The following is a 23,202-nucleotide window of genomic DNA, read 5'->3' as shown; positions in this document are numbered from 1 at the left end:
AGTGACCACCATCGACAAAACCGCGAGCGTCCCCGCGCCGCGCGACGGCGCGACCCACGACGGTCCGCTGCTCGACGTACGCGACCTCCACGTGGAGTTCCGCACCCGTGAGGGTGTCGCCAAGGCCGTGAACGGCGTCTCGTACTCCGTGAACGCCGGCGAGACCCTCGCCGTCCTCGGCGAGTCCGGTTCCGGCAAGTCCGTGACCGCGCAGGCCATCATGGGCATCCTCGACACCCCGCCGGGGTTCGTGACCAAGGGAGAGATCCTCTTCCGCGGCCAGGACATGCTCAAGATGTCCGAGGACGAGCACCGCAAGCTGCGCGGCAGCAAGATCGCGATGATCTTCCAGGACGCGCTGTCCTCGCTCAACCCCGTGCTCAGCGTCGGCTACCAGCTCGGCGAGATGTTCCGGGTGCACCAGGGCCTCTCCAAGAAGGAGGCCAAGGCCAAGGCGATCGAGCTCATGGACCGGGTGAAGATCCCGGCCGCCGCGGCGCGGGTCAACGACTACCCGCACCAGTTCTCCGGCGGCATGCGCCAGCGCATCATGATCGCGATGGCGCTCGCCCTCGAGCCCGACCTGATCATCGCGGACGAGCCCACCACGGCGCTCGACGTGACCGTCCAGGCCCAGGTGATGGACCTTCTCGCGGAGCTCCAGCGCGAGCTCAACATGGGTCTGATCCTGATCACCCACGACCTCGGCGTCGTCGCCGACGTCGCGGACAAGATCGCCGTGATGTACGCGGGCCGGATCGTCGAGCAGTCGCCGGTGCACGAGATCTACGCGCGCCCGGCCCACCCGTACACCAAGGGTCTGCTCGACTCGATCCCGCGCCTGGACCAGAAGGGCCAGGAGCTCTACGCGATCAAGGGTCTGCCGCCCAACCTGCTCAAGATCCCGTCCGGCTGCGCCTTCAACCCGCGCTGCCCCAAGGCGGACGACGTGTGCCGCACGGAGATCCCGGCGCTCGCGCCGGTCACCGAGCGGGACGGCACGGAGCTGCCGGGCCGCGGCAGCGCCTGCCACTTCTGGAAGGAGACGATCCATGGCTGAGCTCAGCAAGGCTGCTACATCGCCCGAGGGCTCGGCCGCGGACGCGACTCCGAACGTCACCGAGGTGCACACGGTCGACGCCGCGAGCGAGGCGGAGGCCGTAGCCGCCATCGAGGCGCCGGTCGAGCGCGGTGAGCCGATCCTGCAGGTGCGCAACCTGGTCAAGCACTTCCCGCTGACCCAGGGCATCCTGTTCAAGCGCCAGGTCGGCGCGGTCAAGGCCGTGGACGGGGTCTCCTTCGACCTCTACCAGGGCGAGACCCTCGGCATCGTGGGCGAGTCCGGCTGTGGCAAGTCCACGGTCGCCAAGCTCCTGATGAACCTGGAGCGGGCGACCGCGGGCGAGGTCTTCTACAAGGGCCAGGACATCACCAAGCTGTCCGGCCGCGCCCTGAAGGCCGTCCGCCGGAACATCCAGATGGTGTTCCAGGACCCGTACACCTCGCTGAACCCGCGTATGACGGTCGGCGACATCATCGGTGAGCCCTTCGACATCCACCCCGAGGTGGCCCCGAAGGGTGACCGGCGCCGCAAGGTGCAGGAGCTGCTCGATGTGGTCGGTCTGAACCCCGAGTACATCAACCGCTACCCGCACCAGTTCTCCGGCGGTCAGCGCCAGCGCATCGGCATCGCCCGAGGCCTCGCGCTCAACCCGGAGATCATCATCTGCGACGAGCCGGTCTCGGCGCTGGACGTCTCCGTCCAGGCGCAGGTCATCAACCTGATGGAGAAGCTGCAGGACGAGTTCAACCTCTCCTACGTCTTCATCGCGCACGACCTGTCGATCGTCCGGCACATCTCGGACCGGGTCGGCGTCATGTACCTCGGCAAGATGGCCGAGATCGGTACGGACACGCAGATCTACGACCACCCGACGCACCCCTACACCCAGGCGCTGCTGTCGGCGGTCCCGGTTCCGGACCCGGAGGCCCGCGAGGGCCGCGAGCGGATCATCCTCACGGGTGACGTCCCCTCGCCGGCCAACCCGCCGTCGGGCTGCCGCTTCCGCACCCGGTGCTGGAAGGCGCAGGAGAAGTGCTCCACGGAGGTCCCGCTGCTGGCGATCCCCGAGCGCTTCCAGGGCCAGGACACCCCGGCCGCGCACGAGTCGGCGTGTCACTTCGCCGAGGAGAAGGACGTCGTCCACGCCGGATGACCGAGTTCGACGCGTGAGGCGCCCGGCCGATTCGGCCGGGCGCCTCACGCGTTTCTTCTTACGGGTGTCGTAAAGGTGCATACCGCCCCCAGTGGGGTGATATTGGGGCTCTTGGTAGTGACCAGAGATCCTCGGGAGGCACCTGATGCGTGGAGCCACGCACGCCAAGTGGACCGCACTGGCCGCCGCCGTCGCCCTCACGGTGACGGCCTGCGGCGGCGGAGGCGACGGCGGGGGCGGTGGCGCCGACGGCATCGTGAGCTCGTCCTGGGGTGACCCGCAGAACCCGCTGGAGCCCGGCAACACCAACGAGGTCCAGGGCGGCAAGGTCCTGTCCATGATCTTCCGCGGGCTCAAGCAGTACGACCCGAAGACCGGCGAGGCCAAGAACATGCTCGCCGAGAACATCGAGACGACCGACTCGACGAACTTCACCATCACCCTCAAGGACGGCTGGACCTTCTCCAACGGGGAGCAGGTCACCGCGCAGTCCTTCGTGGACGCCTGGAACTACGGCGCCTCCCTGAAGAACAATCAGAAGAACGCGTTCTTCTTCGGCCAGATCGAGGGCTACGACAAGGTCCACCCCGAGTCGGGCGAGCCGACCGCCGAGACCATGTCGGGCCTCAAGGTGGTCGACCCCAAGACGTTCACCGTCAAGCTCACCCAGAAGTTCTCCACCTGGCCGGACACCCTCGGCTACGCCGCCTTCGCCCCGCTGCCCCAGTCCTTCTTCACCGACCACGCGGCCTGGCTCGACAAGCCCGTCGGCAACGGCCCGTACACCGTCTCCTCGTACACCAAGGGCTCGCAGATGGAGCTCCAGCGGTGGGACGACTACCCCGGCGAGGACAAGGCGCAGAACGGCGGCGTGACCCTCAAGGTCTACACCGACAACAACACCGCCTACACGGACCTGACGGCCGGCAACCTCGACCTCGTCGACGACGTGCCCGCCTCCCAGCTCAAGAACGTCCAGGCGGACCTCGGCGACCGGTACATCAACGTGCCGGCCGGCATCATCCAGACCCTCGGCTTCCCCTTCTACGACCCGGCGTGGAACAAGCCGGGGCAGGAGAAGCTACGCCAGGGGCTCTCCATGGCGATCAACCGCGAGCAGATCACCGACCAGATCTTCCAGAAGACCCGCACCCCGGCCGTCGACTGGACCTCCCCGGTACTCGGCGAGGACGGCGGCTTCAAGGACATCTGCGGCGACTTCTGCCAGTACAACGCCGAAGAGGCGAAGAAGCTGGTCGCCGAGGGCGGCGGCATCCCCGGCGGCACCATGACGATCACGTACAACGCCGACACCGGCTCCCACAAGGAGTGGGTGGACGCCGTCTGCAACTCCATCAACAACGCCCTCGGCAACAACCGGGCCTGCGTCGGCAACCCCGTCGGCACGTTCGCCGACTTCCGCAGCCAGGTCAGCACGCAGAAGATGAAGGGCCCGTTCCGCGCCGGCTGGCAGATGGACTACCCGCTCATCCAGAACTTCCTGCAGCCGCTGTACTACACCAACGCCTCGTCCAACGACGGGAAGTACACCGACCCGGAGTTCGACAAGCTCGTCGACCAGGCCAACGCCGAGTCCGACATCGCCAAGGCCGTCGAGACCTTCCAGAGCGCCGAGGAGGTCCTGCGCGACGACATGGGCGCGATCCCGCTCTGGTACCAGAACGGCAGCGCCGGCTACTCCGAGCGGGTCTCCAACGTGCTGCTGAACCCCTTCAGCGTCCCCGTCTACGACCAGATCAAGGTCAACTGACGCAGCTCGTCGGCGTACGGCCCGGCCCCGCGTCCCTCCGCGCGCCGGGCCGTACGACGTCCTCACACCCCCGGAGCCCCTCATGGGTCGTTATGTGATCCGGCGTCTGCTGCAGATGATCCCGGTCTTCATCGGCGCCACCCTGCTGATCTTCCTGATGGTGAACGTGATGGGCGACCCCATCGCCGGCCTCTGCGGCGACCGCGCCTGCGACCCGGCGACCGCCGCCCAGCTGGAGAAGGAGTTCGGCCTCGACAAGCCGGTGTGGCAGCAATACCTGACGTACATGGGCAACCTCTTCACCGGCGACTTCGGTACGGCCTTCAACGGCCAGCCGGTGACCGAGCTGATGGCCAGCGCCTTCCCCGTCACCATCCGGCTCACCATCGTCGCGATCCTCTTCGAGATCGTCATCGGCATCAGCCTGGGCGTCCTGACCGGCCTGAAGCGCGGCCGTCCGGTCGACACCACGGTGCTGCTGCTCACCCTCGTCGTGATCTCGATCCCCACCTTCGTCACCGGCCTGCTGCTCCAGCTGCTGCTCGGCGTGGAGTGGGGCTGGATCAAGCCGGCCGTCTCGCCCGAGGCCCCCTTCAACGAGCTGATCGTCCCCGGCCTCGTCCTCGCCTCCGTCTCCCTCGCCTACGTCACCCGGCTCACCCGGACCTCGATCGCCGAGAACAAGCGCGCCGACTACGTCCGCACCGCCGTCGCCAAGGGCCTCCCGCGCCGCCGGGTCATCTCCCGGCACCTGCTGCGCAACTCGCTCATCCCGGTGGTCACCTTCATCGGCGCCGACATCGGCGCCCTGATGGGCGGCGCCATCGTCACCGAGCGGATCTTCAACATCCACGGCGTCGGCTACCAGCTCTACCAGGGCATCGTCCGCCAGAGCACCCAGACCGTCGTCGGCTTCGTGACCGTCCTCGTCCTCGTCTTCCTGGTGGCCAACCTGATCGTCGACCTCCTGTACGCCGTACTTGACCCGAGGATCCGCTATGCCTGAGCCTCTTACGCCGCACGAGCCGTTCGACGACGGGCGCGCCATCGACCACACGGGGGCGGGCGGCGCGACGGACCTCGCCATGGAGGAGGGCGAGTCCCTGGAGAAGACCCCCGGCGGCCCCCTCGGTACCGGCCCCGCGGGCAAGCCCCGGTCCCTGTGGTCCGACGCCTGGCACGACCTGCGCCGCAACCCGGTCTTCATCGTCTCGGGCCTGATCATCATCTTCCTGGTGATCATCTCCATCTGGCCGTCCCTGATCGCCAGCGGCGACCCCCTCCAGTGCGACCTCTCCAAGGCCCAGGAGGGCTCCCAGCCAGGCCACCCCTTCGGCTTCAACGGCCAGGGCTGCGACGTCTACACCCGTACGGTCTACGGCGCCCGGACCTCCGTCAGCGTCGGCGTCCTCGCCACGCTCGGCGTCGCGATCCTCGGCTCGCTCCTCGGCGGCATCGCCGGCTTCTTCGGTGGCGGCTCGGACGCCGTCCTCTCCCGGATCACCGACGTCTTCTTCGCCATCCCGGTCGTCCTCGGCGGACTCGTCCTGCTGTCGGTCGTCACCAGCAACACCATCTGGCCCGTCATCGGCTTCATGGTGCTCCTCGGCTGGCCGCAGATCTCCCGCATCGCCCGCGGCTCGGTCATCACCGCCAAGCAGAACGACTACGTGCAGGCGGCCCGCGCGCTCGGCGCCTCCAACTCCCGCATGCTGCTGCGCCACATCACCCCGAACGCCGTCGCGCCGGTCATCGTCGTGGCGACCATCGCCCTCGGTACGTACATCTCGCTCGAAGCGACCCTGTCCTACCTGGGTGTCGGCCTGAAGCCGCCGACCGTCTCCTGGGGCATCGACATCTCCTCGGCCTCGCAGTACATCCGCAACGCCCCGCACATGCTCCTCTGGCCGGCGGGCGCGCTCGCCATCACCGTGCTCGCGTTCATCATGCTCGGCGACGCGGTGCGCGACGCCCTCGACCCGAAGCTGAGGTAGCCGCCCATGCTGCTCGAAGTGAGCGATCTGCACGTGGAGTTCCACACCCGGGACGGAGTGGCGAAGGCGGTCAACGGGGTCAGCTACTCGGTCGACGCGGGCGAGACGCTGGCCGTGCTCGGCGAGTCCGGCTCCGGCAAGTCCGTGACCGCGCAGGCCGTCATGGGCATCCTGGACATCCCGCCGGGGAAGATCACCGGCGGCGAGATCCTCTTCCAGGGCCAGGACCTGCTGAAGCTCAAGGAGGAGGAGCGGCGCAAGGTCCGCGGCGCGAAGATGGCGATGATCTTCCAGGACGCGCTGTCCTCCCTCAACCCCGTCATCAGCGTCGGCGACCAGCTCGGCGAGATGTTCCAGGTCCACCAGGGGATGTCCCGCAAGGACTCCCGGGCCAAGGCGGTCGAGCTGATGGACCGGGTCCGCATCCCGGCGGCCAAGGAACGGGTGGGGCAGTACCCGCACCAGTTCTCGGGAGGCATGCGCCAGCGCATCATGATCGCGATGGCGCTCTCCCTCGAACCCGACCTGATCATCGCCGACGAGCCCACCACCGCCCTCGACGTCACCGTCCAGGCCCAGGTCATGGACCTCCTCGCCGAGCTCCAGCGCGAGCTCAACATGGGACTCATCCTGATCACCCACGACCTCGGCGTCGTCGCCGACGTCGCCGACCGGATCGCCGTCATGTACGCGGGCCGGATCGTCGAGACCGCCCCCGTCCACGAGATCTACAAGGCGCCCGCCCACCCCTATACCCGGGGCCTGCTCGACTCGATCCCGCGCCTTGACCAGAAGGGCCAGGAGCTGTACGCGATCAAGGGCCTGCCGCCGAACCTGCTCGCCATCCCGCCCGGCTGCGCCTTCAACCCGCGCTGCCCGCTGGCCAGGGACGTGTGCCGTACGGACGAGCCGCCGTTGTACGAAGTGTCGGAGGAACGCCGCAGCGCGTGCCACTTCTGGCAGGAGGCCCTCCGTGGCTGAGTCGATCCTCGAAGTCCGGGACCTGCACAAGCACTACCCGCTGACCCAGGGCGTCCTCTTCAAGAAGCAGGTCGGTGCGGTCAAGGCCGTCGACGGCGTCGACTTCGACCTGCGGGCGGGGGAGACCCTCGGCATCGTCGGCGAGTCCGGCTGCGGCAAGTCGACCGTGGCCAAGATGCTCGTCAACCTGGAGCGCCCGACCTCGGGGTCGATCCGCTACAAGGGCGACGACATCACCAAGCTCTCGGCCAAGGCCCTGCGCGCCGTCCGCCGCAACATCCAGATGGTCTTCCAGGACCCGTACACGTCGCTCAACCCGCGCATGACGGTCGGCGACATCATCGGGGAGCCGTACGAGATCCACCCCGAGGTCGCCCCGAAGGGGGACCGGCGGCGCAAGGTCCAGGACCTGCTGGACGTGGTCGGGCTCAACCCGGAGTACATCAACCGCTATCCGCACCAGTTCTCCGGCGGTCAGCGCCAGCGCATCGGCATCGCCCGCGGGCTCGCGCTCCAGCCGGAGATCATCGTCGCGGACGAGCCGGTCTCGGCGCTCGACGTCTCCGTACAGGCGCAGGTGGTGAACCTCCTGGCGAAGCTCCAGGACGAGTTCTCGCTGAGCTACGTCTTCATCGCGCACGACCTGTCGATCGTCCGTCACATCTCGGACCGGGTCGGCGTCATGTACCTCGGCCGGATCGTCGAGATCGGCTCGGACGAGCAGATCTACGACCACCCCACGCACCCGTACACCCAGGCGCTGCTCTCCGCGGTCCCGGTCCCCGACCCCGACGCCCGGGAGCACCGCGAGCGCATCATCCTCACCGGGGACGTGCCCTCGCCGGCCAACATCCCCTCCGGCTGCCGGTTCCGCACCCGGTGCTGGAAGGCACAGCGGCGCTGCGAGCTGGAGGTGCCGGAACTGGCGGTCCCGGCGGTCTTCCGGCTGGCGGACACCCCGGCGAAGCACGACTCCGCGTGCCACTTCGCGGAGGAGAAGCACGTGGTCCCCTCAGAGGGCGACGAGACGCCGTAGCGAGGGTTAACGCCGGGGCAACGCGCGCGACTTGGATCCGATATACGAACGCGGAATGCTCACGAGCGTACGGCCGTGCGGGTGCCGTAGGCCGACCGGGAGCACCAGACACCCGGTCGGCCACCCCGTGTTCGTGGCTTGCCCGGTGAATATGCGGAACCGCTTGTTTCGGCGCGTGGTAGCGGTGAGTATCGGCGTCGTGACAGTCACACGACCGGCACGTCTCACCGGCGCCGCGCTGTGCGGTGCGCTCGCACTCGTCATCGTCTTCTGGGTCCTGCGGGACCTCGCGGCCTTCGGCTCTCCCGCCCGGCTGGCCTGGTACTGGGCAGGGGAGGAGGCGTTCCCGTTACGCCGGCGGGCCGCCACCTCGCTGGTCGACCCGCTCCTGCTCGGCGCGTACGCCGCCACCGCCGTCGCCTCCCTTCGCTCCTCCCTCGCCGCGCCCGCCCTCGCCGTCACCGGGGCCGTCACCCTCGCGCTGCGGCTCCCCGGCCTCTGGGCCACCGGTGTCGACGCCCTCGTCACGACCCTCGTCACGCTCGCCCTCGCCGCCGGGCTCGTCGTCACCGCCGTCACCGGCCGCCGCCCCGCCGAGACCCGCCATGAGCTGCCGGGCCGCCCCCGCACCGGCCCCGCCGTCGCCGCCGGGGTTCTCTGCGCCGTCGCCGGGCTCGCCTGGGCCGCCTGGGAGGTGCACCGCGCGACCGCGCTCCCGGTCGAGGCCACCGTCGACCGGTTCACCGGCGGCCGCTCGCTCCTGCTGCCCGCCCTCGCGGTCCCCCCGGCCTGGCTGAACCTGACCCTCGCCGCCCTGTTCCTCACGGCCGCCGCCACGGCCTTCGCCCGCTCCTCGCACGCCCGCCCCCTCGGCCTGCTCGCCGGGCTGCTCATGACGGGCTGCGGGCTCTCCGCAGTCGCCCTCGCGTCACGGACCGGCCGGGCCGAGCGGCTCGCCGCCCTCGACGACGAGGGCCGGCTCACCCTCGCCACCTCGGGCTACGGACTCCTCGCCGGCGCCGCCGTCCTCGTCCTGCTCTCCCTGCCCGGTGCACCACGCTCCGCACACGGCCGCCCGGCGGCCGCGCTGCCGCCCGCACCGCCGCACCCCCGCCCTCCCGGCTGGTGAGCTACGGGTTCAGGCCCAGCGTCCGCTTCAGGAACTCCACCTGGAGGAGCAGCATGTTCTCCGCCACCTGCTCCTGCGGCGTCATATGGGTCACGCCCGTCAGCGGCAGCACCTCATGTGGGCGGCCCGCCGCCAGCAGCGCCGAGGAGAGCCGGAGCGTATGGGCCACCACCACGTTGTCGTCCGCGAGACCATGGATGATCATCATCGGCCGGGCCGGCTCCTCCGGCGCCGACAGCCCGTCGTCGGTCACCAGCGAGTTCGCCGCGTACACCTCCGGAGCCTCCTGCGGCGTCCCGAGATAGCGCTCGGTGTAGTGGGTGTCGTACAGCCGGAAGTCCGTCACCGGCGCCCCCGCGATCGCCGCGTGGAAGACGTCCGGCCGCCGCAGCACCCCGAGCGCGGCGAGGTAGCCGCCGTACGACCAGCCACGGATCGCCACCCGCCCGAGGTCGAGCGGGAAGTCCTTCGCGAGCGCGTGCAGCGCCTCGACCTGGTCGTCCAGGGTCGGCGTCAGATCGTTCTTGATCGACTTCTCCCAGCCGGGCGACCGGCCCGGCGCACCCCGCCCGTCCGCCACGATCACGGCGAACCCCTGGTCGGCGAACCACTGGGACGTCAGATGCGGGTTGTGGGCGGCCACCACCCGCTGACCGTGCGGACCGCCGTACGGATCCATCAGTACGGGAAGCGGCCCGTCCTCTTTCCTGTAACCGGTGGGGAGCAGGACGGCGCACGGAATCCGCCGTGCGCCCCCCTCCACGAGCCGCACGCCCGCGGAGAGCGCCGGTGTCTCCGCGTACGAGGCGATCACGGCGACCTGGGCCCCGTCCCGCAGCACCCGCGCCACACTCCCCGGCGCGTCCGGCCGCGCGGAGACCAGCACCGTCACCGCGCCGGAGCGCACCGCCGAGTGCACCCCGACGCCCTCCGAGACCCGCTCCACGCCCCGCCCGTTCACCCGGTACACATGGATCTCCCCGGTCTCCGGCTCCGCCCGCTCCTCACCGGCCGAGGCCGAGACCAGGACGTCGTCCTCGCCGACGTCCAGGACCGCGCGCAGGTGGAGCGCCCCACCGGTGAGCGCCCGGTCCCCGACCGCCAGGACCCGCGCCCCGCCCTCGTCTGCGATCCGCACGAGCCGCCCGTCCGGAGCCCACGCCGGCGCCCCCGGCAGCAGCTCCAGCCACACCGGGTCCTCGTCCGCGTGCACGGTCCGTGTCGCCCCCGTCGCCACGTCCACCGCCAGGTGCAGCTGCGTGCGCTGGTCGCGCGCCTGGACGAGCAGCAGCGGAGCCCCGTCCGCCGACCAGTGCACCCGGGCCAGATACGGGTACCGCTCGCGGTCCCACACGACCTCCGTGCGCTCTCCCGCCAGGTCCACCACGTAGAGCCGGACCTCCGCGTTCTCCGTCCCCGCCGCCGGATACGGCACCACCTGCGGCTCCCGGTCCGGGTGTGCCGGGTCGGCGATCCACCACCGCCGCACCGACCGGTCGTGCGCGCGGGCTACCAGGAGCCGGTCCGAGTCGGGCGACCACCAGAAGCCGCGGTACCGCCCCATCTCCTCGGCGGCGATGAACTCCGCCAGCCCGTACGTCGTGTGCGCGTCCTCGGGCTCCACGAGCGCCCGGTCGCCCGCCCCGTCCGCGCCCGTGACCCGCAGCGCGCCGCCGGTCACGTAGGCGATGTGCCGCCCGTCCGGGGAGGGGCGCGGGTCGACCACCGGCCCCGGCACCGTGAGTTCCCCGGCCGTCCCCGCCCTCAGCTCCGCCGCGAACAGCCGCCCGGAGAGCGCGAACGCCGCCAACTCCACGGCCGCGTCCACCGCGTACGCCACGATCCCGCCCGAGCCCTCACGGCTCCGCTCCCGCCGCGCCCGCTCCTCCGCAGACAACTCCTCGGCCGCGCCCGCGAGCAGGGCCTCCGGGTCCGCCGCGAGCCGCTCGCGCGGAGCGTCCCCCGCCGTGCCGCCGGCCCCGCTCGCGAGATCGAGCACCCACAGCGCGTGGGCGCGTTCCGTGCCGGACGGCGAGCGGACGAACACGACCCTCTCACCGTCGGGGGAGACCGTGAAGGCGCGAGGAACTCCCAGGGTGAAGCGCTGGGTCCGGGCGTACTGGCGGGGGAACGAGAGGGGGGACGACGGCAGTTGCGTGGAGGTCATGCGACCGAAACTAGCGCTGTGCGCCCCCTCTGTGCCTCCGTACACCATCAATACGGAGCCACACATAGTTATGATCCGTAGCGCTAGGTGGGTAGGGGTCTCCTGACATCTGGCACATGCTCGCCGAACTGACCGTCCGAATATCCGACCGAAGAAGTGTGGAGGTGAACCGCCGTGGCACTCTCGATTTCGGCGGTGGTGCTGCTGGCGATCGTCGTCTTCCTGCTGATCCGGAAATCCGGGCTGAAGGCTGGACATGCGGCGGTCTGCGCGCTCCTGGGGTTCTACCTGGCGAGTTCGTCCATCGCCCCGTCCATCAGCACGCTCACCACCAACGTGGCGGGCATGATCGGCGGCCTCAAGTTCTGAGCCGCGTCCTCGGGGGTGCCCGGCGGTCCCCGGCCCCGCCTCGTAGGGTGGGGCCATGACGGTTCTCCCAGCCCGTCGTCTGCTCCTGGTGCACGCGCACCCCGACGACGAGTCGATCAACAACGGCGCCACCATGGCCAGGTACGCGGCCGAGGGCGCCCAGGTCACGCTCGTGACCTGCACACTCGGCGAGGAGGGCGAGGTCATCCCGCCCGCGCTCGCCCACCTCGCACCCGACCGGGAGGACCGGCTCGGCGCCCATCGCGTCGGCGAGCTCGCCGACGCGATGAAGGAGCTGGGCGTCACCGACCACCGCTTCCTCGGCGGCCCCGGGCGCTTCCGCGACTCCGGAATGATGGGCGTCGAGCAGAACCGGCGCCCGAACGCCTTCTGGAACACCGACGTCGACATCGCCGCCGCGTACCTCGTCGAGATCGTCCGTGAGACCCGCCCCCAGGTCCTGGTCACCTACGACCCCGACGGCGGCTACGGACACCCCGACCACATCCAGGCCCACCGCGTCGCCATGCGCGCCGCCGAGCTGGCCGCGGACGCCGCGTACCGCCCCGACCTCGGCCCGGCCCACGCGATCGCGAAGATCTACTGGAACCGGGTCCCGCGCCCGGTCGCCGAGGCCGCGTTCGCCCGCCTCCGCGCCGAGGGCTCCGGCTTCCCCGGCATCGCGGACATCGACGACGTACCGGGTGTCGTCGAGGAGTCGCTGATCACCGCCGAGATCGACGGCGACACCGCCTGGGCGGCCCGGAAAACCGCCGCGATGCGGGCCCATGCCACCCAAATCGCCGTCGAAGGCCCCTTCTTCGCTCTCTCCAACGACCTGGGGCAGCCGATCCTCACCACGGAGTACTACCAGTTGGTGTGGGGTACGCCCGGCGCACCGGCCGGCGTGCGCGAGACTGACCTCTTCGCGGGTGTGGGTGAGGACGCGTGAACCTCCGGATCGTCTGGTACGTCCTTTTCCTCGCCCTCGGCGCCCTCGTGGGCGTCGCCGGCTCGATCGCCCAACCCGCCTGGTTCCCGGGCGGGTTGTTCCTCGCCCTGCTCGCCACCGCCGGAGTCTTCTACGGCGGACTGCGGGCCACCGACACCCAGCTGGGCATCCTGGCCCCCGCGGTCGGCTGGCTCGTCGCCGTCGTGCTGCTCAGCGTCGGACGCCCGGAGGGCGACGGGCTCTTCGGCGGCGGAGTGTCGGAGATGATCTACCTTCTCGGAGGCCTGGCGATCGCTGTGATGTGTGCCACGGTGGCGAGGATTCCTCGACCGACCGCGTGACCAGGGTGACTTGGGGGGAGCTTCGGTGAAGGAGTGCCCCGACTTCGGCCGGAATGCCCCGTACTGGATCCCCTGCGATCGGGTGCGATTCGGCGACGGCCAGTATGGTGGTGCGCGCCGCCGAGCCGCCCGGGTACACGAGCACCAGCAAGAGCGGGCGGTGGAGCCAACCGGGAGATCCTGCTTTGAGTCGTGAAACTGGTCGAGAGACTGACAGTTCGTCCTCCGGCGCCCAGGGGCGCGGTGGAGCCGCGTACCCGTCGGGCACGCCGCCGTACGGATCCCGTCAGTATCCGTCGCTCCACCCCACGCAGGACGGTACGGACGAGGCGTCCGGAAGCACCGGCACGCACCCCGCTCCGCCGCTGCCGGAAGAGCCGAAGACCGAGACCACGCTGACCACGCGGATCCGGATCAACATCCCGGGCTCGCGGCCGATCCCGCCCGTGGTGGTCCGCAAGCCGGTCGGTGACACCTCCTCGGAGTCCGCGAGCGCCCCGGCCGCCGAGAAGGCGCCGGCGCCCGCGTCCGCGCCGAAGGCTCCCGCGCCGGCTCCCGCCCCCGCGCCCGCTCCCGCCGAGGCCGAGGGGCCCCAGGCGGAGGAGAAGCCGACCAGCGACTGGTTCGCCCCGCGCAAGGCGGCGCCAGGCGCTCCGGCAGGCCCCGCGGATCCGGCTGCTCCGGGCGCTCCGTCCTCTCCGGCCGGAAAGTCGGGTCTGTCCGAGCTGTCCCAGTCGGCCCCCGGCCCCGGCGCTCCCGGCCCCCGCCCGTCCGGACCCGGGGCCTCCGGTCCGGGGCGTACGCCTCCCGCGGGTGTACGGCCTCCGGCCCCGGGCTCGGGCCCGAACCGCGGTGCCGGTTTCGCCGGTCCCGCGACCGGTGGCATCCCGCGCGTCGGCGGCGCGTCGATCTCGGCCACCCCCGCGTCCGGTACGCCCATGTTCCTCGCGACCCCGCCCCAGGACGAGGCCGCGTACGGCCCCGGCGGCGCGCCCTACGCCCAGGGCGCCGGCGGTAACCCGCAGGCGCCGTCCGGCCCGACCACGGGCCCGGTCACGGGAAGCAGCCCGATCGGCGGCGCTCCGGCCGGCGGACGACCGGCCGGCGGCGGCCCCACGGGCGGTGCCCCGATGGGCGGCGCTCCGATGGGCGGTGACCCCATGGGCGGTGACCCCTTCCCGGGCGCGCCGGTGATGTCCGACGACACCGCCGTCCTGACGCCGCAGAAGCCCGGCCCGGTGACCCCGCCCCCCGGCCCCGCCGGCCATGTCTCCGGGGACACGCTCACCAGCGGCATCCCCGTCGTGCCCTCGGGTCCCGACCTGACGCCCCGGCAGTCGGACCGCGGCTTCTCCGAGCCGGAGTTCGCCGGCGGCGCACCGGCCCCGGCCGCGCCCCGCCCCGCGCCCTCCTCCTCGGGCCGCGGCTCCGCCCCGGCGAAGAAGGGCCGCTCCAAGCTGGTCCTCGTCGGTGTCGGTCTCTTCGGCCTGGCCGGTGTCGCCTATGGCGCCGGGCTCCTCCTCAACCACTCCGACGTCCCCAAGGGCACGACCGTCCTCGGCGTCGACATCGGCGGCGGTACGAAGGAGGAGGCGGTCAACAAGCTGGAGGCCGCCCTCGGCAAGCGCGCCCACGCCCCGCTCAAGCTGAACGTGGGCGGCAAGAGCGTCGAGCTCGCCCCCGACAAGGCTGGCCTCACCCTGGACAGCCAGGAGACCGTCCGCGCCGCCGCGGGCAGCGACTACAACCCCGTCTCCGTGATCGGCTCCCTCTTCGGCGGCGAGCGCGTCGCCGAGCCGAAGCTGCCGGTCGACGAGGAGAAGCTGGCCGTCGCCCTCTCCGACGTGGCCGGTGCCTCCGGCTCGGCCACCGAGGGCACGATCACGTTCTCCCCGGGCAAGGTCACCGCCGTGGAGGGCAAGCCGGGCAAGGGCCTGGACGTCGGACGTTCGATGATCTTCGTCAAGGACGCCTTCCGCGCCCAGGTCGAGACCGGCCAGACGAAGCCGGTCGAACTCCCGGTCGTCACCCGCCAGCCCACGATCACCAAGGCGGAGCTGGACCGGGCCATGAAGGAGTTCGCCAAGCCCGCCATGTCCGACGTGATCCTGATCAAGGCGGGCCCCAAGGAGATCAAGTTCGGCCCGGCGCGGTCGCTGCCGCAGATCCTCTCCATGAAGGCCGTCAACGGCCGTCTGGTCGAGGTCTACGACAAGAAGGCGATCGACCGGCTCCTCGACGGCGTCTTCGACGGCATCATGATCACCAAGGCCGACGGCAAGCAGCACCAGGTCTCCGCCGACGACGTCGCCTTCGTCATGCGCGACGCGCTGCTGGGCAAGACGACCGCCGAGCGGACGAAGACCATCGACCTCACCGGCCAGGGCTGATCACCGCCCGGAGCCGCGAGCACGCACGGACGCCCGTCCCGCCGGTCACGACCGGCGGGACGGGCGTCTTCGCGTGGTCAGTCCCTGCGGTACTGCGCCGGCGAGTTCTTCGTCGCCGGGTCCTCGTACGAGCCCGCCGTCCCGCGGTCCACATGGAACGTGGTCAGCGTCGAGACGGGGGAGACCGCGTCACGGCGGTCGTCGATCACCCGCATGTGGGCGCTGAAACGCTCCGGCGTGACTTCGTAGACGTCGTAGCCGTAGCGGTTGCCCTCGAAGTACTTCAGGTGCGGGTTGCCCGCGCCCATGACCGGGCCGTTCGTGGCGTTCCAGCTCGCCGAGTACGCCCCCGAGGTCACCGAGTGCGCCGTGAACTCCGTACCGATCACCGGCGACGAGACGTCGTCGAAGTCCGGCCGGATGTCGTCGACGAACGCCGAGTGCCAGTCGCCCGTGATGACGACCAGGTCCTCCATGCCGGTGCTGTGCACATGGCCGAGGACCTCCTTGCGCTCGGCGAGGAAGCCGTCCCATTGGTCGGTGAACATGTACGAGCCGCCGGCACGGGACCGCAGCTGGCTCAGCATGATCGAGTTGGCCCAGACGTGCCAGGTGTCCGGGGCCCGGTCGATGTTCCGCTTCAGCCACCCCTTCTGCCCGGCACCGAGGATCGTGCCGTCGGCGAGGTTCTGCGCCGAGCGGTACGACCGCAGGTCGAGGACGGTCAGCTCCAGCAGGTCGCCCCAGCGGCGCACCCGGTGGATCTCGGGGTCCGGCAGCGCGGTCGCACCGCCGGCGCCCCCCTCGCGGTGCGGCATGTTCTCGTACCAGGCCTGGTACGCGGCCGCCCGCCGCTGCACGAACGGCGCGCCCCCGCCCGTACCGGAGTAGTCGTTGACGACCTCGTGGTCGTCCCACGTCAGGAACCAGGGGTGCGCGGCGTGCGCCTCGCGCAGGGAGGGGTCGCCCTTGTAGAGCGCGTGGCGGCGGCGGTAGTCGGCGACCGTGAGGATCCCCGGGCCCTCGTGGTCGCGGACGTGGTCGGCCGGGACTCCGCCGACCTGGCCGTGCTCGTAGATGTAGTCGCCGAGGTGGACGACGAAGTCGACGTTCTCGCGGGCGATGCCCCGGTGGGCCGCGTAGAAACCGTCGTGGAACGCCTGGCAGTTGGCGGCGGCGAAGCGCACCGAGGAGACGCGGCCCACGGGCGCGGTCTTCGTGCGGCCGATGCGGCTCCGCTTGCCCAGTGCCTTGAAGGCATACCAGTAGCGGGTGTTCGGCCGAAGCCCGGAGACCGGGACGTGCACGCTGTGGCCGAGCGTCGCCGAGGCGGGCACGGTGCCCTCGGCGACGACGCGCCTGAGCTGGGCGTCGGTGGCGACGACCCACTGGACCTCGACGATCTCCGACAGCTTCTGCTCGGCTGCCAGCGGCTCGGGGGCGAGCCGCGTCCACAGCAGGACACTGTCGGGCTGCGGGTCGCCGGACGCGACGCCGAGGGTGAACGGCGCCGGGTCGTAGTCCGCGCCCAGCGCCTGGGCGGCCTCCAGGGCCTGCGCGGGGGAGAGCCCGGCGGCCAGCGGCCAGGCGAGGTTCAGGGCACCGGCGGCTCCGGCGGCCTTCAGCAGATCGCGTCGGTTGAGCCTGGTCACTGGTGTCCCTCCGTGGCGTGCAGCGTGAGCGATACGGAGTCGGCGTAGCCGTCGTTGGAGGTCCCGCCGCCGCTGCGGGTGAAGACGAGCAGCACCCGCGCGGAGCGCGCCGTACGGGGCACCTGCGCGGTCGCAGTGCGCTGCAGGAGCGCGGTGCGGGAGAGCCGCTCGCCGGCGGTCACCGGGCCGAGCACGGACAGGGCGACCGGGGTCCCCTGGGCGTTCCGGAACTCCACGGACAGCCGGGCGCCGTCCTCCTGCGTGGCGTAGCCGCCCAGCCAGCCGGCGAGCGTGTACCGCACCCGCCCGGCGTCGATGTGCCGCCACCCCGTGGTACCCGTCCGCGGCAGGACGATGTCCTGGACGAGAGCGGTGCGCGGGCTGTCGCCGCCGGAGAAGAACCGGGTGCCACGGTCGGCGGGCCCGGGGTCCGCGGGCCCCGGGTAGCCGTTGCCCAGGCTGTACGCGATGAGCGCGGGCGCTCCTTCCCGCACCTCCCAGCCGGTCACACCGGTGACCGGCTCGGCGGACCCGCCGGGCCCGCTCTCCGCGTCTCCGTTGACTACGAGATTCACTCGAGCCTCCTCGATCAAGCGCTCTTCGAATGGCGCGTGTATCGCAGCAGTCGGGAGTGAACTCCTGACGTCCGATCGGGGAACGGCGACCGGGAGTTGTACAGACAACTCTCGGGTAGGGAGGGGTGGCTCTCGCATCGACGCGGCCGCGCGAGAGGATGTGTGCATGACCGACAAGCAGAATCCCGTATCGGCAGAGGAGCCCACGGCTCGCTGTAGGGAGCCCGGACCGGACAGCTGGGACCTCTTCCTTCAGGGCAACTTCTTCTGCGAGCTGCCGCGCGGCCACGACGGGCTGCACTGGGAGACGGGTGCGCCTCGTAAGTGGTGGGCCGGCGAGTAGGCGGGAAGTCGCCCACGCACGCGCCCTACAGGCGCCGTCGGAGGGCCGCGCGGGCCAGGGAAGGGCCGGTCTGTGCGGTGGCGGGACAGGGGCGGTCCAGGGGGCTGGTCGGGGCGTCGCGGACGCACGGCTCGCACACGTCCTCGTCCGCCAAGGGCCGGAACTGGTACGGCTGCACGTGCCGCCCGCTCTCGCACTCACGGAGGCCCGAGACCCTGGGCGGCGGGGGCGGCGGAGCCACCGGCGGCACCTCGCGGAGGATGTACCGCAGCAGCCCGCCGGGCCGGTGGATGGGACTGCCCCGGCCCGGCAGGCAACGGGCGACGGCGTCCCGCACGGCGTCGGCCATGTGACCCGCCTCCAGCCAGCGGGCCGCGAGGCCCGTCAGCTCGGGGAGCATGGCGCGCGGAACGCGCAGCCGGGGATCGAGGGCGGGCAACTCGTCGACGAGGCGGCGGGCGTCGGGGTCTTCCGGCACCAGGGGCGGTGGCGGGGGAGGGTTGGAGGTGTTCTCCCCGGATGTTCCGTCTGGATGACGGCCGACGACCCGACCGGTCGGCTCACCGGCGGCCGGACGGGTGTCCGTCGGAGCGCCGCACCGCACCGCTGACGCCTCGACCGGACTCAACGGCACGTTCGAGACGAGCTGCCGGGTCGCCCAGAGCCCGCGTGCGCCCTGCTCGCGCCACTCGTGGAGATAGCCGGCCGCCTTCAACTGCCCCTTGGCGCGCAGGAAGGCGACCTTGCGGATGCCCGCCCGTTCGGCGGTCTTGGAGAGCGGCTCGTTGACGCCGTCGGGCAGCGAGAGCTGCCAGCACAGCAGCCGTACCGCGTCGGAATTGAGATCGGGGTGGCGCAGGATCTCGTGGGGGATCTGACTGAAGCGCCGAGTGGGCGCGTTAGCATGACGAAGCATTCCGGGTGCGCTCCTGCTTGGCACTCGAAGTGAAGGCCCTCGGCGCTGGCTGCAACCAGCTCGGGGGCCGCTTTTGTGCTCACCGTACCGCAAGCTCCGTGACCGTATGGTCACTTGGTGTGACCGTGCATCGGTCGCACCGGCAGGGCGGAAATCGCAGAATCGATTCGACCGGTACGTCTCCCCGCCGGGGCGTGTACGTCTTCGTCTCGGACCAGGTCCGCCCGCCGTCGCGCGAGACGCGCAGCCGCATCACCACTCCCCGCCGTACCGCTGCTGCTTCGCGCGCAGCCAGTCCTGGATCTCCCGCGTCTCGCGGGGGGTGGCGGGCCGCAGGTCGGAGAAGCGGATCGTGGCCACGAAGTGCACGAACCGCACGCGCCGGTGGACTCCGTCCACGCCGATGACCTTGCCGGGGCCGTAGACGTCGGTTCCGGTATGGGCGACGAAGGTGCCTGGACCGTGGGGGGTTTGCATTGCGCGCGAGCCCTTTCGCTCTGTGTGTTGTTCCGGTCACACAGTGGCGTGGATCACGTTACGCTCGACAGGGGTCCGCATGTGACAACGCAACCAGCACGTCGGGGAGTTGGCCATGGCAATCGAGGACAATCCCGAGTCGCGTCGAAAATACGGTGAAGAGCTGAAACGCCGAAGAGAAGCGGCGGGGCTCACCCAGGAGGGCCTCAGCGAACTGACGATCATCTCGCGCACCCACCTGGCCCACATGGAAGCGGGCAGACGCCGCCCGGACGTGGGGGACGCGCGGCGTTTGGACCAGGTGCTGAGCACGGGGGACGACTTCTTCGAGCGGTTCCTGCCGGTGCTGGACGGCAAGAAGGTGGCCGAGCACTTCGCGGAGGCGTTGGAGTTCGAGGGCCAGGCCATCGTGATCCGGGAGTACGCCCCGAAGCTGGTGCCGGGCATCCTGCAGACGGAGTCCTACGCCAGGGAGGTCCTGAACTCCGGCTCCACGCCGAAGAGCGATGAGGAACGTGACAGGCTGCTTGTCACACGGCTGGAGCGAGCCCGGATACTCGAGAACTTCGACGCTCCGGTGGTGTGGGTGCTCCTGGACGAGGCGGTGCTGAGGCGTCACGTCGGAGGCCCGAAGGTGATGTGCGAGCAGCTTCGTCACATCGTGCGCCTGGGGGAGAACCGGCGTATCCGTGTGCATGTGCTGCCCTTCTCCGGCGGGTACCACGCGCTGATCGAGGGCGAAGTCAAGCTGATGTGGTTCGAGGACCAGCCCCCGATCGCGTACGTCGAAGGGCTCAAGTCCGGCAGGGTCTGGGAGAATCCGGCCGTGGTTCGGGACTGCCAGGTGGCCTACGATCATGCTCTGGGCGACGCGCTGTCTCATCGTGAGTCGCTCGCTCTGATCGGGTCCGTCGCGGAGGAATTCGAGCATGCAGCACGCACAGGCCAGCATCCCTGACGCCTCGATCCTCCCTGCCTGGCGCAAGTCGTCCTACAGCGGCGGCAACAGCGGTGACTGTCTCGAAGTCAACGACGCAGCCTGTCCCGCCCACGTCCCCGTCCGGGACAGCAAGCACCCCGCCGGCCCCGCGCTCCTCTTCCCCGCTCCCGCCTGGGCGGTGTTCGTCGACGGGGTCAAGCGGTCGTCACTTGGGCATCGCTGACACGGCGGCCCTGGCGATCCGGACGGCCTCGTCCTCACACGTCGAGTTGGGGTGCCGGTCGCCCGTCAGCATGACCCAGACGGTGAGGTTGCCGTCGCGGACGTTCAAGGAGCAGTTCCAGTCGCTGCGGAACGGGTCCCAGGTGGCCTCGTCGCCGAAGTCGACGCCTTCCGCGCGGACGTAGTGATCCTGGTCGAAGGTCTTGTCGGCGCGCTCCGTACCGTTCCCGTCCGCGCTGGTCGTCCGTATCAGGGTCCAGCGGACGACCGCGTGCGGCGTATCCCCCGCGTACAGCTCCGTCTCCTTGGTGTACCAGGAGCAGCGGGTCACGTAGACGGGGCTGTTCTCGACGCTGCTGTCCTGGTCCGTGCGCCGGGCCGGCAGGGGCAGCGTCGGGGCCGCGTCCGCGCAGGTCGGCAGTTTCGTGTACTTGTCCGCCGGGCTCTTCGCCGCGCCGCCCGTACCGCCGCCCTTGCCGTCGTCGCTCTGGAGCGTGAGGTACGTGCCCACTCCCGCGCCCGCCAGAACCATGACCGCCGCCACCAGGGCCACGAGCCTGCCGCGCCTGCGCGGCGCGCGGGTGGTGGGGGCGGGCGCGGGGGCGGGCTCTCGTACGGGCGCCGTGACCGTTACGGCGTCCGGGGCGGGCTCGGGTGCCGGTGGGGGCGGGGTGGGCGGGCTGTCCTCGGTGTCGTCGTCCCCGCCCAACAGGGCGTCCAGCCGGTCCTTCTGTTCGGCGATCAGGTCGTGGACTGCGGGCGGCCACGGACGGGTCGCCGGGGAGACCGGACCGAGCAGCTTCCTCAGGTCGGCCAGGGTCGGGCGGTCCGACGGATCCTTGGCGAGGCAGCGGGCGACGGTTCCGCGCAGGTCCTTCGGTACTCCGCCGAGGTCGGGCTTGGAGTTGACCACGTTGAACAGGGTCATCAGGGTCGAGTCCGCCGCGAAGGGCGAGCGGCCGGTCGACGCGAAGGCGAGGACGGCGCCGAGCGAGAAGACGTCGCTGGCCGGGGTGAGGTCCTTGGTCTCGGCCTGCTCGGGCGACATGAACGGCGGCGAGCCGATCACCCAGCCGGTCTGGGTCAGTGCGGTGGCCGCTTCCGGCTCGGCCGCACGGGCGATGCCGAAGTCGATGACGCGGACGCCGTCCTCGGCGAGCAGGACGTTCTCCGGCTTGAGGTCGCGGTGGATGAGGCGGACGCGGTGGATCTCCTCGAGCGCCGTCACCAGGCCCAGCGCCAGTCGGCGTACGGTCTCGGCGGTCAGCGGACCGGTGGCGTTCACGGCCGCGCCGAGGGAGGGGCCGGGCACGAACACCGAGGCGAGCCACGGCAGCTCGGCATCGGCGTCCGCGTCCATGACGGCGGCCGTATAGGCGCCGGAGACGCGGCGAGAGGCGATGACCTCGCGCTGGAACCGTGCCCGGAAGCCGTCTTCGGCGGCGAACCGCCGGTGTACCTGCTTCACCGCGGCGAGGCGGCCGTCGGGAGCGGCTCCGAGGAACACCCGGCCCATGCCGCCGCTGCCCAGCTCGGTGAGCAGCCGGTACGGTCCTGCCTCCGTCGGCATGGACGCGTCGAGCGGCTTCATACCGGTTCCCCCACGGCTCCCCCTCGGATCTCCCCTGACCGCGCGGTGATCCTATGGCGCCCGGCCGAAGGGTGGGTGGTCAACTCCCGATCTCGTTCGGGGGCGGGGCGAAGATCCTGTGCTAGGCGGCGCCGGGCTCGTCCAGGAAGCGCAGCAGCAGGGCCGCCTCCTCGCGGAGCCGCTCGGCCCGGTCGGCGTGGGCCGGTGCGGTCAGCTGGGCGGCTGCCTCCAGGCGCTCGGTGGCCTCGGCCCGTACGAGATCCACGATCACGGCCTCGCTCAGCTCCTGCCGCACGGCTTCGGTCGCGCCGGCACCGACCGGTGCGTCCTCCAGTGCCCGGCCCTTGAGCGAGGCTTCGTCCAGGGGCACCGCCTCGGCGTTGTCGAGCGCGGCGAGCGTCGAACGCAGGGCGCTCACCGCCGCCTTGTCGCGGGCGCGCATGGCGACGGGCAGGGCATCACGCATACGGAGACGTACGGACATGCCGGCGACCCTATGCGCCCGCCCGGGCGCCCACAACGCGATATGCGGCCTCGAAGGGGCGACCTCACCAGGTGCGCCGCACGGTCGCCTTGCCGCCGGTCACCAGGCTTGCCGGCGGAACGTCGTCGGCCACGACCGCGCCGGCGGCGATCACGGCATCCCGGCCGATGCTGACGCCGGGCAGGATGGTGGCGCCTGCACCGATCCACACGTTCTCCGCCACGTCGATGGGCGCGCCGGTGAGGTACAGCCGCCGTTCCTCGGGATCGACCGGGTGACCGCTGGTGATGAACGTGACCTTCGGTCCGACCATCACCCGCTCGCCGAGCCGGATGCCGGCGTAGTCCAGGAACGTGCAGTTCTGGTTGATGAAGACCCGCTCGGCGAGGTCGAGGTTCAAACCGTGGTCGGTGTAGAAGGGCGGATAGATCGTGACTCTCGGTGGCAGTGGCCTGCCGAGGATCTGCGCGAACAGCTCCGCCTTGCCCACCTCGTCCTCGAAGGGCAGGACGTTCAGGCGCGAGGTGAGCTGGGTGACCCGCAGGACCCGCTCGGCCATGGCCTGGAACTCGTCGCTGTGGATGCGCATGAGCCGGTCGCCGGGCATGCCACGCTCCTTTCGGGACACCTGACGCGGGTCTGGTGGTCGGGTCGTC

Annotated in this window: 23 protein-coding genes; 15 read left to right on the top strand and 8 right to left on the bottom strand. The window is 71.0% G+C overall.

Annotated features, from left to right (window positions below):
• Position 1 precedes the first annotated feature (1 nt).
• The 8 genes from ACZ3IJ_RS07830 to ACZ3IJ_RS07795 all read left to right on the top strand — a co-directional run bounded on the left by ACZ3IJ_RS07830 (position 2) and on the right by ACZ3IJ_RS07795 (position 9,127).
• Positions 2–1,060, top strand: coding sequence for an ABC transporter ATP-binding protein (locus ACZ3IJ_RS07830; protein ID WP_467466775.1), 1,059 nt, complete (start codon positions 2–4; stop codon positions 1,058–1,060).
• A complete protein-coding gene (locus ACZ3IJ_RS07825; RefSeq protein WP_467466774.1) occupies positions 1,053–2,216 on the top strand; it encodes an ABC transporter ATP-binding protein in 1,164 nt (387 codons plus the stop codon). Before ACZ3IJ_RS07830 ends, ACZ3IJ_RS07825 begins: the two co-directional genes overlap by 8 nt.
• A gap of 145 nt (positions 2,217–2,361) precedes the next feature.
• Positions 2,362–3,987 carry a peptide ABC transporter substrate-binding protein gene (locus ACZ3IJ_RS07820; protein ID WP_467466773.1) on the top strand — a complete coding sequence of 542 codons (1,626 nt, stop codon included), beginning with the start codon at positions 2,362–2,364 and terminating at the stop codon, positions 3,985–3,987.
• 82 nt (positions 3,988–4,069) lie between these two features.
• Positions 4,070–4,993, top strand: coding sequence for an ABC transporter permease (locus ACZ3IJ_RS07815; protein ID WP_352191204.1), 924 nt, complete (start codon positions 4,070–4,072; stop codon positions 4,991–4,993).
• Positions 4,986–5,981 carry an ABC transporter permease gene (locus tag ACZ3IJ_RS07810; RefSeq protein WP_467466772.1) on the top strand — a complete coding sequence of 332 codons (996 nt, stop codon included), beginning with the start codon at positions 4,986–4,988 and terminating at the stop codon, positions 5,979–5,981. The genes ACZ3IJ_RS07815 and ACZ3IJ_RS07810 overlap by 8 nt, the downstream gene beginning before the upstream one ends.
• A 6-nt stretch (positions 5,982–5,987) precedes the next feature.
• Entirely contained in the window at positions 5,988–6,962 is a 975-nt protein-coding gene (locus ACZ3IJ_RS07805) for an ABC transporter ATP-binding protein (protein ID WP_352191202.1), read from the top strand.
• Positions 6,955–7,998 carry an ABC transporter ATP-binding protein gene (locus tag ACZ3IJ_RS07800; RefSeq protein ID WP_467466770.1) on the top strand — a complete coding sequence of 348 codons (1,044 nt, stop codon included), beginning with the start codon at positions 6,955–6,957 and terminating at the stop codon, positions 7,996–7,998. The genes ACZ3IJ_RS07805 and ACZ3IJ_RS07800 overlap by 8 nt, the downstream gene beginning before the upstream one ends.
• A 199-nt stretch (positions 7,999–8,197) precedes the next feature.
• Positions 8,198–9,127, top strand: a complete 930-nt coding sequence (locus ACZ3IJ_RS07795) for a hypothetical protein (RefSeq protein ID WP_467466769.1) — start codon at positions 8,198–8,200, stop codon at positions 9,125–9,127.
• A gap of 1 nt (position 9,128) precedes the next feature.
• Here the strand turns inward: ACZ3IJ_RS07795 and ACZ3IJ_RS07790 are convergent, their stop codons facing one another.
• Positions 9,129–11,294 carry a S9 family peptidase gene (locus ACZ3IJ_RS07790; protein WP_467466768.1) on the bottom strand — a complete coding sequence of 722 codons (2,166 nt, stop codon included), beginning with the start codon at positions 11,292–11,294 and terminating at the stop codon, positions 9,129–9,131.
• 174 nt (positions 11,295–11,468) lie between these two features.
• Here ACZ3IJ_RS07790 and ACZ3IJ_RS07785 point away from each other — a divergent pair, with 174 nt between their 5' ends.
• From ACZ3IJ_RS07785 to ACZ3IJ_RS07770, 4 genes are all read left to right on the top strand, one after another.
• Positions 11,469–11,663: a hypothetical protein gene (locus ACZ3IJ_RS07785; protein ID WP_137993529.1), complete on the top strand. Its 195-nt coding sequence runs from the start codon at positions 11,469–11,471 to the stop codon at positions 11,661–11,663.
• Between the two features lie 55 nt (positions 11,664–11,718).
• Positions 11,719–12,615, top strand: coding sequence for an N-acetyl-1-D-myo-inositol-2-amino-2-deoxy-alpha-D-glucopyranoside deacetylase (gene mshB / locus ACZ3IJ_RS07780; RefSeq protein ID WP_467466766.1), 897 nt, complete (start codon positions 11,719–11,721; stop codon positions 12,613–12,615).
• Positions 12,612–12,956: a DUF6113 family protein gene (locus ACZ3IJ_RS07775; RefSeq protein WP_467466765.1), complete on the top strand. Its 345-nt coding sequence runs from the start codon at positions 12,612–12,614 to the stop codon at positions 12,954–12,956. Before mshB ends, ACZ3IJ_RS07775 begins: the two co-directional genes overlap by 4 nt.
• A 185-nt stretch (positions 12,957–13,141) precedes the next feature.
• On the top strand, positions 13,142–15,346 hold the full coding sequence (locus ACZ3IJ_RS07770; protein WP_467466764.1) for a peptidoglycan binding domain-containing protein: 2,205 nt from the start codon (positions 13,142–13,144) through the stop codon (positions 15,344–15,346).
• Between the two features lie 77 nt (positions 15,347–15,423).
• Here the strand turns inward: ACZ3IJ_RS07770 and ACZ3IJ_RS07765 are convergent, their stop codons facing one another.
• Positions 15,424–16,998 (bottom strand): alkaline phosphatase D family protein, encoded by a 1,575-nt coding sequence (locus ACZ3IJ_RS07765; protein WP_467466763.1) that lies wholly within the window; start codon positions 16,996–16,998, stop codon positions 15,424–15,426.
• The gene (locus ACZ3IJ_RS07760) at positions 16,995–17,573 is read right to left on the bottom strand and encodes a phosphoesterase (RefSeq protein WP_467466762.1); all 579 of its coding nucleotides are present in this window, start codon (positions 17,571–17,573) and stop codon (positions 16,995–16,997) included. Before ACZ3IJ_RS07760 ends, ACZ3IJ_RS07765 begins: the two co-directional genes overlap by 4 nt.
• A gap of 166 nt (positions 17,574–17,739) precedes the next feature.
• Between ACZ3IJ_RS07760 and ACZ3IJ_RS07755 the strand changes: the two genes are divergently transcribed.
• Entirely contained in the window at positions 17,740–17,916 is a 177-nt protein-coding gene (locus ACZ3IJ_RS07755; RefSeq protein WP_467466761.1) for a hypothetical protein, read from the top strand.
• A gap of 25 nt (positions 17,917–17,941) precedes the next feature.
• On the opposite strand, the gene ACZ3IJ_RS07750 is transcribed toward ACZ3IJ_RS07755, so the two are convergent.
• Together ACZ3IJ_RS07750 and ACZ3IJ_RS07745 are read right to left on the bottom strand one after the other, a co-directional pair.
• Positions 17,942–18,832 carry a hypothetical protein gene (locus tag ACZ3IJ_RS07750; protein WP_467466760.1) on the bottom strand — a complete coding sequence of 297 codons (891 nt, stop codon included), beginning with the start codon at positions 18,830–18,832 and terminating at the stop codon, positions 17,942–17,944.
• Between the two features lie 252 nt (positions 18,833–19,084).
• The gene (locus ACZ3IJ_RS07745; protein WP_467466759.1) at positions 19,085–19,309 is read right to left on the bottom strand and encodes a hypothetical protein; all 225 of its coding nucleotides are present in this window, start codon (positions 19,307–19,309) and stop codon (positions 19,085–19,087) included.
• Between the two features lie 115 nt (positions 19,310–19,424).
• On the opposite strand from ACZ3IJ_RS07745, the gene ACZ3IJ_RS07740 reads away from it, so the two are divergent.
• A complete protein-coding gene (locus tag ACZ3IJ_RS07740) occupies positions 19,425–20,267 on the top strand; it encodes a helix-turn-helix domain-containing protein (RefSeq protein ID WP_467466758.1) in 843 nt (280 codons plus the stop codon).
• The gene (locus ACZ3IJ_RS07735; protein WP_467466756.1) at positions 20,239–20,472 is read left to right on the top strand and encodes a DUF397 domain-containing protein; all 234 of its coding nucleotides are present in this window, start codon (positions 20,239–20,241) and stop codon (positions 20,470–20,472) included. Before ACZ3IJ_RS07740 ends, ACZ3IJ_RS07735 begins: the two co-directional genes overlap by 29 nt.
• Here the strand turns inward: ACZ3IJ_RS07735 and ACZ3IJ_RS07730 are convergent.
• The 3 genes from ACZ3IJ_RS07730 to ACZ3IJ_RS07720 all read right to left on the bottom strand — a co-directional run bounded on the left by ACZ3IJ_RS07730 (position 20,455) and on the right by ACZ3IJ_RS07720 (position 23,153).
• Complete coding sequence (locus ACZ3IJ_RS07730) at positions 20,455–22,062, bottom strand: serine/threonine-protein kinase (protein ID WP_467466754.1); 1,608 nt, start codon at positions 22,060–22,062, stop codon at positions 20,455–20,457. The two genes, ACZ3IJ_RS07735 and ACZ3IJ_RS07730, sit on opposite strands and share 18 nt — an antisense overlap.
• Positions 22,063–22,183: 121 nt before the next feature.
• Positions 22,184–22,504, bottom strand: a complete 321-nt coding sequence (locus ACZ3IJ_RS07725; RefSeq protein ID WP_467466963.1) for a GatB/YqeY domain-containing protein — start codon at positions 22,502–22,504, stop codon at positions 22,184–22,186.
• 106 nt (positions 22,505–22,610) lie between these two features.
• Positions 22,611–23,153: a DapH/DapD/GlmU-related protein gene (locus ACZ3IJ_RS07720; protein WP_467466753.1), complete on the bottom strand. Its 543-nt coding sequence runs from the start codon at positions 23,151–23,153 to the stop codon at positions 22,611–22,613.
• Between the last annotated feature and the right edge of the window lie 49 nt (positions 23,154–23,202).

The sequence above is a fragment of the Streptomyces sp. NPDC013317 genome, from assembly GCF_055563155.1.
This window is presented reverse-complemented; position numbering and strand designations above follow the sequence as displayed.

Coding starts and splice junctions, on each gene's coding strand:
- ACZ3IJ_RS07825 (WP_467466774.1), top strand. CDS start 1,053: ATGGCTGAGCTCAGCAAGGCTGCTACATCGCCCGAGGGCTCGGCCGCG.
- ACZ3IJ_RS07820 (WP_467466773.1), top strand. CDS start 2,362: ATGCGTGGAGCCACGCACGCCAAGTGGACCGCACTGGCCGCCGCCGTC.
- ACZ3IJ_RS07815 (WP_352191204.1), top strand. CDS start 4,070: ATGGGTCGTTATGTGATCCGGCGTCTGCTGCAGATGATCCCGGTCTTC.
- ACZ3IJ_RS07810 (WP_467466772.1), top strand. CDS start 4,986: ATGCCTGAGCCTCTTACGCCGCACGAGCCGTTCGACGACGGGCGCGCC.
- ACZ3IJ_RS07805 (WP_352191202.1), top strand. CDS start 5,988: ATGCTGCTCGAAGTGAGCGATCTGCACGTGGAGTTCCACACCCGGGAC.
- ACZ3IJ_RS07790 (WP_467466768.1), bottom strand. CDS start 11,294: ATGACCTCCACGCAACTGCCGTCGTCCCCCCTCTCGTTCCCCCGCCAG.
- mshB (WP_467466766.1), top strand. CDS start 11,719: ATGACGGTTCTCCCAGCCCGTCGTCTGCTCCTGGTGCACGCGCACCCC.
- ACZ3IJ_RS07755 (WP_467466761.1), top strand. CDS start 17,740: ATGACCGACAAGCAGAATCCCGTATCGGCAGAGGAGCCCACGGCTCGC.
- ACZ3IJ_RS07750 (WP_467466760.1), bottom strand. CDS start 18,832: ATGCTTCGTCATGCTAACGCGCCCACTCGGCGCTTCAGTCAGATCCCC.
- ACZ3IJ_RS07745 (WP_467466759.1), bottom strand. CDS start 19,309: ATGCAAACCCCCCACGGTCCAGGCACCTTCGTCGCCCATACCGGAACC.
- ACZ3IJ_RS07740 (WP_467466758.1), top strand. CDS start 19,425: ATGGCAATCGAGGACAATCCCGAGTCGCGTCGAAAATACGGTGAAGAG.
- ACZ3IJ_RS07735 (WP_467466756.1), top strand. CDS start 20,239: ATGCAGCACGCACAGGCCAGCATCCCTGACGCCTCGATCCTCCCTGCC.
- ACZ3IJ_RS07730 (WP_467466754.1), bottom strand. CDS start 22,062: ATGAAGCCGCTCGACGCGTCCATGCCGACGGAGGCAGGACCGTACCGG.
- ACZ3IJ_RS07725 (WP_467466963.1), bottom strand. CDS start 22,504: ATGCGCGCCCGCGACAAGGCGGCGGTGAGCGCCCTGCGTTCGACGCTC.
- ACZ3IJ_RS07720 (WP_467466753.1), bottom strand. CDS start 23,153: ATGCCCGGCGACCGGCTCATGCGCATCCACAGCGACGAGTTCCAGGCC.